The sequence below is a fragment of the Streptococcus sp. KR genome (assembly GCF_002238115.1).
GTDB lineage: Bacteria > Bacillota > Bacilli > Lactobacillales > Streptococcaceae > Streptococcus.
In genome coordinates, this window is record NZ_NGVM01000206.1 from 1 (window position 1) to 340 (window position 340).

A 340-nucleotide genomic window follows, 5' to 3' on the forward strand; every position below is an offset into this window, starting at 1 on the left:
ATTGTTTGGGATCACTTTCAAACAAAAGAAATCACCTCTCTTTCTATTTTTTAACCATCTGTCGCAACCAATTGATACAGTTTGGTATCTTTAGGGATAGGATTTTCAAATGGGACAATGGTATCTCCAGCAACAATCAAACCAGTACCCTTTGCTTTTGGCCGCAAGACAAATCGCTCTAGTGAAGGCGTAAGAGGGATAACCTGCTCCAGGGCTTCCAGATCCGTTCGTTTCAGCTTCAGGAGGGCTAGAAACTCACAGTTTGCGACTAGCTTTCTACCTTCTTCTGTAGATAAAACAGTCTCTGGATTCTGTGTAATCCCTGTTGGGATGGCTCCAT

Annotated in this window: 1 pseudogene; it reads right to left on the reverse strand. The window is 42.9% G+C overall.

The features are described 5' to 3' along the window. Nucleotides 1–50: 50 nt before the first annotated feature. Nucleotides 51–340: pseudogene (locus CBI42_RS11625) on the reverse strand (VirB4-like conjugal transfer ATPase, CD1110 family); the annotation flags it as partial.